Source organism: Burkholderia sp. FW306-1C-G01B, assembly GCF_058781685.1.
Genome location: NZ_JBYSWZ010000012.1, coordinates 272,241 through 279,013 on the forward strand (window position 1 = coordinate 272,241; position 6,773 = coordinate 279,013).

Annotated in this window: 8 protein-coding genes; 5 read left to right on the plus strand and 3 right to left on the minus strand. The window is 67.4% G+C overall.

What is annotated here, in order from left to right:
• Positions 1-90 precede the first annotated feature (90 nt).
• The 3 genes from AC3WLY_RS24375 to AC3WLY_RS24385 all read left to right on the plus strand — a co-directional run bounded on the left by AC3WLY_RS24375 (position 91) and on the right by AC3WLY_RS24385 (position 2,597).
• Positions 91-1,095: a LysR family transcriptional regulator gene (locus AC3WLY_RS24375; RefSeq protein WP_175959943.1), complete on the plus strand. Its 1,005-nt coding sequence runs from the start codon at positions 91-93 to the stop codon at positions 1,093-1,095.
• 205 nt (positions 1,096-1,300) lie between these two features.
• Entirely contained in the window at positions 1,301-2,056 is a 756-nt protein-coding gene (locus AC3WLY_RS24380; RefSeq protein WP_175959942.1) for an SDR family oxidoreductase, read from the plus strand.
• Positions 2,057-2,081: 25 nt separating this feature from the next.
• Positions 2,082-2,597, plus strand: coding sequence for an Ohr family peroxiredoxin (locus AC3WLY_RS24385; RefSeq protein WP_175959941.1), 516 nt, complete (start codon positions 2,082-2,084; stop codon positions 2,595-2,597).
• A 51-nt stretch (positions 2,598-2,648) separates the two neighbouring features.
• Here the strand turns inward: AC3WLY_RS24385 and AC3WLY_RS24390 are convergent, their stop codons facing one another.
• Positions 2,649-3,077, minus strand: a complete 429-nt coding sequence (locus AC3WLY_RS24390) for a PRC-barrel domain-containing protein (RefSeq protein WP_310136738.1) — start codon at positions 3,075-3,077, stop codon at positions 2,649-2,651.
• Between the two features lie 153 nt (positions 3,078-3,230).
• Positions 3,231-4,361, minus strand: coding sequence for a 3-deoxy-7-phosphoheptulonate synthase (locus AC3WLY_RS24395; RefSeq protein ID WP_492309454.1), 1,131 nt, complete (start codon positions 4,359-4,361; stop codon positions 3,231-3,233).
• A 436-nt stretch (positions 4,362-4,797) separates the two neighbouring features.
• Here AC3WLY_RS24395 and AC3WLY_RS24400 point away from each other — a divergent pair, with 436 nt between their 5' ends.
• Together AC3WLY_RS24400 and AC3WLY_RS24405 are read left to right on the plus strand one after the other, a co-directional pair.
• On the plus strand, positions 4,798-5,352 hold the full coding sequence (locus tag AC3WLY_RS24400) for a hypothetical protein (protein WP_492309453.1): 555 nt from the start codon (positions 4,798-4,800) through the stop codon (positions 5,350-5,352).
• A gap of 31 nt (positions 5,353-5,383) precedes the next feature.
• Positions 5,384-5,806 carry a hypothetical protein gene (locus tag AC3WLY_RS24405; protein ID WP_492309452.1) on the plus strand — a complete coding sequence of 141 codons (423 nt, stop codon included), beginning with the start codon at positions 5,384-5,386 and terminating at the stop codon, positions 5,804-5,806.
• A gap of 77 nt (positions 5,807-5,883) precedes the next feature.
• On the opposite strand, the gene AC3WLY_RS24410 is transcribed toward AC3WLY_RS24405, so the two are convergent.
• Positions 5,884-6,591, minus strand: a complete 708-nt coding sequence (locus AC3WLY_RS24410; protein WP_175959937.1) for a YceH family protein — start codon at positions 6,589-6,591, stop codon at positions 5,884-5,886.
• Positions 6,592-6,773: the final 182 nt, after the last annotated feature.

A 6,773-nucleotide genomic window follows, 5' to 3' on the forward strand; every position in this document is an offset into this window, starting at 1 on the left:
CGCCTTTCTTGAAAAATGCGACGGACGGTGTCACAGGCGGCAGCGCCGAAACGTCTAGTCGCATACGGACACTACGACTTCCGCGCCTCCATGTCAGACACCGCCATCCACCGCCCCGACGCCGACGATCCATACGCACGCAGCTTCTCGACCTGCTACGCCGGCGTCGTCACCTTCCTCGCCGTCGTCACCGAAGGCAGCTTCGCCCGCGCCGCCGACCGCCTCGGCGTCGGTCGCTCGTCGGTCAGCCGCCACGTGCAGAAGCTGGAGGACCGGCTCGATGCCCGCCTGTTCCAGCGCACGACGCGCAGCATGTCGCTGACGCGCGAGGGCGAGCTCTTCTACGAGAATTGCCGGCCCGGCATCGAACATCTCGCGCAGGCGCTCGAGGACATGCGCGAGCTACGCAGCGGGCCGCCGAGCGGACACCTGCGCATCGGCTCGACGCCCGGCTTCGGACGCAAGATCATCGCACCGCTGTTGCGCGATTTCCACGCGCAGTATCCGGACATCACGCTCGAACTGCTGCTGAACGACCGCCCGGCCGACTTCTCGGCCGACCGCATCGACGTCGCGTTCCGCGACGGGCGCATGGAGGACAGTGCAATCGTCGCGCGCCAGTTGATTCCGATGCAGATGATCGTCTGCGCGTCGCCGGCGTATGCGCATCGGCACGGGCTGCCGCGCCACGTCGACGAGCTCGCGCGGCATCGCTGCATCAACCTGCGCACCGCATCGGGGCGCGTGACAGAATGGGAATTCAAGATCGACGGGCTCGCGCAACAGCGCCAGCTCGCCGCGCACCATACGTTCAACGATCTGGACCTCGTCGTCCGCGCGGTGCTCGACGGGCTCGGCATCGCGCAGCTGCCGGCGTACCAGGTGTGCGACCTGCTCGCCGACGGGCAACTGGTGAGCTGTCTCGGCCAGCACGCGCCGGACGACGGCGGCCATTACCTGTGTTATCTCAGCCGCAAGCACCTGCCCACGCGCATTCGCGCGTTCATCGACTACATGATCGAACAGACGCGTGCGCGCGACCTGCAGTGCCTGACGACGATGACGACGATGGCGCCGCTGGAGACGGTCGATTGATGCATTCGACGCAACACGGTGAGCACTCGCAGCGCACTACCGGATCAAGCGGCGCATGCTTACGATGCGTGCTGGTCGAAAAACGCGCGCATCCGGTTGCGCGCCTTTCGGCAACATGCCGGCGCGATCGCGCGAACGCGATGCGCCCCGGATTCGACAGATTCAAGCGGCGCGCATGTCGCGCGCCCGTTCAAGGAGAGCAATCGTGAAAATCATCGTGATTGGTGGTACCGGCCTGATCGGCGGCAAGGTCGTCAGGAACCTGATCGCGCGCGGTCACGAGGCCGTTGCGGCAGCACCGTCGACGGGCGTCGATACGATCACGGGTGCGGGGCTGACCGACGCGCTCGCGGGCGCGGACGTCGTGGTCGATCTCGCGAACTCGCCGTCGTTCGAGGAAGCGGCCGTGAAGGCGTTCTTCGAGACGTCGGGGCGCAACCTGCTCGCGGCCGAGCGCGCGGCGGGCGTGCGCCATCACGTCGCGCTGTCGGTGGTCGGCACCGACCGCCTGCAGCAGAGCGCGTATTTCCGCGGCAAGATCATCCAGGAGAACCTGATCCGCGAAGCGGGCGTGCCGTATACGATCGTGCGTTCGACGCAGTTCTTCGAATTCCTCGGCGCGATCGCGCAATCCGGTGCGGAAGGCGACACGATCCGGCTGAGCACCGCGCACTTCCAGCCGATCGCATCGGACGACGTCGCGGCCGCCGTCGCCGATTTCGCGCTCGATGCGCCGCGCAACGGCATCGCCGAAATCGGCGGCCCGAATCGCGTGCGGCTCGCCGATCTGGTCGAGCATTTCCTGTCGGTCACGCACGACGCGCGCACGGTGGTCCGGGATGCGGGCGCCGGCTACTTCGGCGCGACGGTGCAGGACGACACGCTCGTTCCCGGGCCCGGCGCGCGCCTCGGCGCGACGACCTTCGACGCGTGGTTCCGCCAAGGCCAGGCCGCACGCTGAACGCCGAAGCACGATCGCACGCGCCATGACTCCGCTGCGTCCGCCGCCGCTCTCGCTGCTCGACAGGTATCGCGGACGGGAACCGCAGACGCTGTACTCGACGACGGTAACCGTCACGGGCGGCGCGGCGCAGCACGGCCGCGCGTCGGGCATCGCGCGTTCCGACGACGGACGCCTCGACATCGAGCTGCGCCTGCCGTCCGCGCTCGGCGGGCCCGGCGACGGGCCGAACCCCGAGCAGTTGTTCGCCGCGAGCTATGCGGCATGTTTTCACGGTGCGCTCAGCCTGCTGGCCGCGCAGGCGGGCGTGTCGATCGCCGGCGCGTCGGTGTCCGCATCGATCGACTTCTGCCGCGATCCGATGGACGGGCTATTCATGCTGAACGCGAACATCCGCGTCCGGTTGCCGGGCGTCGAACGCGCGGTGGCGGAGGAACTCGTGCGCAATACGGAGCGCTTCTGCCCTTATACGAAGATGGCGCACGAAGGAATCAGCCACGTCGTCGCGCTCGCGCCGCCGGACGATGCTTCGAGCAGCTGACCGCGGATGCGGCGCCGGCGCTTCGCGCGACGGACGCCGCGAGAGGGCGGATCAGTGCTTGTCGTCGACCTTCTTCGGCTTCGGCGGCGACGGCACCTTCGCGTACTGGAACGCCGGCGTCGCCTTCAGCGCATCCTTCGTCGCGCCCGGCAGGTAGATGTTGCCGTTGCGCACGTCGAGCGACGCGATCGGCACCGCGACGTCGTGCGCGGCCACGCCGAGGAAGCCGCCGGCCGACACGATCGCCGCCGATACCGAGCCGTCCGGCGCGACGATCAGGTCGCGCACGGTGCCGACCTTCTGGTTCGCGTCGTTGTACACGGTCTTGCCGAGCACGCTCTTCTTCACGCTCCAGCCTTCGAGCAGTGCCTGCGATTGCTCGACGGTCACGCTGAGCGGCTGTGCGCCGGCGATCTGCGCGTGTGCGCTGACGCTCGATGCGAGGATGGTTGCTGCGATGAGGGTTTTGTAGAACGCCATGTTTTTATGCACTCCGGTGAATGATTGTCGATATCGGCGGCCGGCCTCGCCGCCTCCGTGCGCGCGACACATCGCACCGGCGCCATGTTAGCGCCACTCGCGAGATGCTGCATCGAACGCGACAACGCAGCACTCATATCGGCGCCGCCCCTGTCACGCATTCCGCGAATACACCCTGCGATGCCGCACCGCCTCCGCCAGCACATCGAGCACCGGCTCCGTCTGCGTCCAGCTCAGGCACGCATCGGTGATCGACACGCCGTACTGCAACGGCACCCCCGGCTTCAGATCCTGCCGCCCGGCCTCGAGATGGCTCTCGACCATCACGCCGACGATCCGGTGCTCGCCCTGCGACAGTTGCCGCGCGAGATCCTGCGCGACATCGATCTGCCGCTCGTGCGACTTGTTCGAGTTCGCATGCGAGCAGTCGACCATCACCTGCTCGCGCAGCCCGGCCTTGCGCAGCACCGCGCAGCACGCCTCGACATGCGCGGCGTCGTAGTTCGGGCCGCTCTTGCCGCCGCGCAGGATCACGTGCGCATCGTCGTTGCCGCGCGTCTCGAAGATCGCGGCCATCCCCATCTTCGTCATCCCCATGAACGCATGGCTCGCGGCCGCGGCGACGATCGCGTCCGACGCGACCTGCACGCCGCCGTCGGTGCCGTTCTTGAAGCCGATCGGGCAGCTCAGCCCCGACGCGAGCTGGCGGTGGCTCTGGCTCTCGGTCGTGCGCGCGCCGATCGCGCCCCACGCGATCAGGTCGGCGATGTACTGCGGGCTCAGCAGGTCGAGGAATTCGGTCGCGGCCGGCAGGCCGAGCGCGTTGACGTCGAGCAGCAGCTGCCGCGCGGCGCGCAGCCCTTCGTTGATGCGGAAGCTGCCGTCGAGGCGCGGATCGTTGATGTAGCCCTTCCAGCCCACCGTCGTGCGCGGCTTCTCGAAGTAGACGCGCATCGTGATCAGCAGGTCGTCCTTCAGCGCATCGGCCGCAACTTTCAGGCGGCGCGCGTAGTCGAGCGCCTGGTCGTGATCGTGGATCGAGCACGGGCCGACGACGAGCAGCAGCCGGTCGTCGCGGCCGTGCAGGATGTCGCCGATCGCGCGGCGCGTATCCTCGACGAGCGTCTGCGTGGCGGCCGGCACCGGCAACTCGTCGAGCAGCAGCGCCGGCGAAATCAGCGGACGCACGGCGCCGATGCGGACATCGTCGATGAGCGTGGTGTCCTGCGTCGCGTCGGCGCTGCCTACCTCGCGATCGTGAGAAGGATTGTCGAGGTTCTGCATGGTGATTCTCCGGGGGACGTCTGGAATGATGTGCAGGCTCGATTATGGCACCCAGGAGAGGCGGCAGCCGGTCGCGGCGGGGGAATGCGGGTGACGGGAGTCAGGGTCGTGCGACAGACGGCCGGACACGGAATGGAACAAGGGCGATCCGCGGCGGATCGCCCTGCCCTTCGCCGCGTCGCCCGACGCGTCTAGTGCGGCGTCTCGGGCGCCAGCGAATTGCTCGGCAGCAGCGCCGTCAGCCAGCAATTGCTCGGCGCGGCTTTCCCGTTGAAGCGGTTGTAGAGCCACGGCCGTTCGGCCGACTGCCCGCACCCGGATGAAGTGCCGTACGATCACGGCTGTCCGTTACCGAAGCGGCCCGTCGTGCGATGCGGGTCGCGCGGCGCACCGCCTGCCTGTGACCGATCGTTTCCTGCCCAACCGACACGCCACGATGACCGTATCCGAACTGCTCCGTGCCATCCGCCAACCCTATATCGACCTGCTCGCGAAAGCGGCAGCGCAACCGGCGGTGACCGTCGAACCGGCCTACCGGCAGGCCGACGGCGCGCTGGCCACCGAAGGGCCGCTCGCGCTGCCGTGCCGGGCCGACACGATCCCGGCCGAAGGCGACGCGGCCGGCCAGCCGTCGATGGTCGATTCGACCTCGCAACTGGATTTCGAACCGTTCGCGTTCGATCTCGAAACGGCGGCCGTATCGATCCGCCCGTTCGTGTGGGACTGGGCCGCGATCGAGGCCGACGGTCTCGACGAAAGCGCGGCGGTCGACGCGCTCAAGACATGGTTCTTCGCGTGGTTCGATGTGGACGACGAGAACGCGCCGGCCGAAGACGGGCTGCATGGCATCGTTCACTACCTGTCGGAACCGGTTCGCACGGAACAGGGGTGGCGCGTCAATGCGGATCTCGGTTCCGCGCCCGAGACGGCCGTCGAGGATCTGCTGTTCCGGCTCGTCGATGCGGGGGCTACGCGGATCAGTGTCGGTTGAAAGGCCGCTTTATCTCTTGCAAACCACCATCATGAAAAATGCCCTCGCCGCGGTACTGCTCTGTATTTCGTTGCCGGCGCTCGCCAAGGTTTCCACCGAAGTGTTCTGCTTCACATCGGATGGCGACAAACCCGTGCGCTTCGAGATGCGCACCTACTACGACGATGCGGTCAATTGGACGGGCGGCATGGTCCGGTACGCGAAATCGAAAACGGCCCTGCCGTTGGTGATCGAACACGAAGAGGACGAAGTGCTCGCCGAAGACCGTCCGCACCAGTTCACGACAACCTGGGTCGAAATGGTCGACGGCAAGATCAACGGGAGATACGAAATGATGTCCCAGGGCGCCAACATCTATTCGATGACCTACACCAATGCGCGCACCGGCAAGAAAACCGCGTTCGGCAGGGCGCTGGATGTCGACGTTTCGCCGCAATCGGGGTGCCGCTGGTAGCGATGGCGTCGCGGCGACTGATGCCCGCTGCACGGCGCGCGTGCACGCGCCGGCACCGCTTCGCATCGCGCCGTGGATCAGCCCGCGCCGCCCTGCGCGTCGACGTCGATCCCCAGTTCGCTGGCCATCCGCTGAACCAGCGCATTCAGTCGCGCCACTTCATCAGCGAGGCGTTTCTGTTCGGCCTTCAGCGCCTCGAATTCGGAAGGCGGCACGGAATCCGCGCCGCCGCCGTCCGCGCTCGCGAAGTCGGCCACGTTCACCTCGCCGCACATCAGGTGCATCCAGCGGTTCTCGCGCGCGCCCGGCGCACGCGGCAGCCGGACGACGAGCGCCTGCGCGCGCGCCGCGAGTTCGTCGAGAAACGCCTCGACCGACGAGATATCCGCGAAGCCGTGCAGGCGCGCGCTGTTCAGGCGCAGCTCGGCGGCCGTCTGCGGGCCGCGCAGCAGCAGGATCGTCAGCAGCGCGATCGCCTGGCTCGGGATGCCGAGCACGCGGTTCATGTTGTGCTCGAAGCGCGGCACACGGCTGCTGCTGCCTTCCATCACGAGGCTCAGGTGCTTCAGCCCGTCGAGCGCGGTCGTGACTTCGTCCTCGCTGACGTTCATCACCGGCGAGCGCGCGGTTTTCTGGTTGCAGCCCGCGGTCAGCGCATTCAGCGACAGCGGGTAGGTGTCCGGCACCGTGTGCTGTTTCTCGACGAGCACACCGAGAATGCGGGCCTCGAGAGGCGTGAGTTCGCGAAGGGCGCGTGGCGTGGGCGTATCCGGCGTGGTGTTCATGGTGGCGTCGCAGCGTGCAGCAGGTGAGGGGAAACGGTCGCGGCCCGTCCGGCATCGCGCACGGGCGAGCCATATGATAGCTCGCGACGCATGGCCCGGCGCTACTCGCGGACCTATCCGTGATTTCGTGGGCGGGGCATATCATGAGGTGTAAAGGTCATGGATATGCCAATGAAGAAGAA

Bases quoted from the DNA above. Each gene is read 5' to 3' on its own strand.
- AC3WLY_RS24375 (WP_175959943.1), top strand. From the start codon at position 91: ATGTCAGACACCGCCATCCACCGCCCCGACGCCGACGATCCATACGCA.
- AC3WLY_RS24385 (WP_175959941.1), top strand. From the start codon at position 2,082: ATGACTCCGCTGCGTCCGCCGCCGCTCTCGCTGCTCGACAGGTATCGC.
- AC3WLY_RS24390 (WP_310136738.1), bottom strand. From the start codon at position 3,077: ATGGCGTTCTACAAAACCCTCATCGCAGCAACCATCCTCGCATCGAGC.
- AC3WLY_RS24395 (WP_492309454.1), bottom strand. From the start codon at position 4,361: ATGCAGAACCTCGACAATCCTTCTCACGATCGCGAGGTAGGCAGCGCC.
- AC3WLY_RS24400 (WP_492309453.1), top strand. From the start codon at position 4,798: ATGACCGTATCCGAACTGCTCCGTGCCATCCGCCAACCCTATATCGAC.
- AC3WLY_RS24405 (WP_492309452.1), top strand. From the start codon at position 5,384: ATGAAAAATGCCCTCGCCGCGGTACTGCTCTGTATTTCGTTGCCGGCG.
- AC3WLY_RS24410 (WP_175959937.1), bottom strand. From the start codon at position 6,591: ATGAACACCACGCCGGATACGCCCACGCCACGCGCCCTTCGCGAACTC.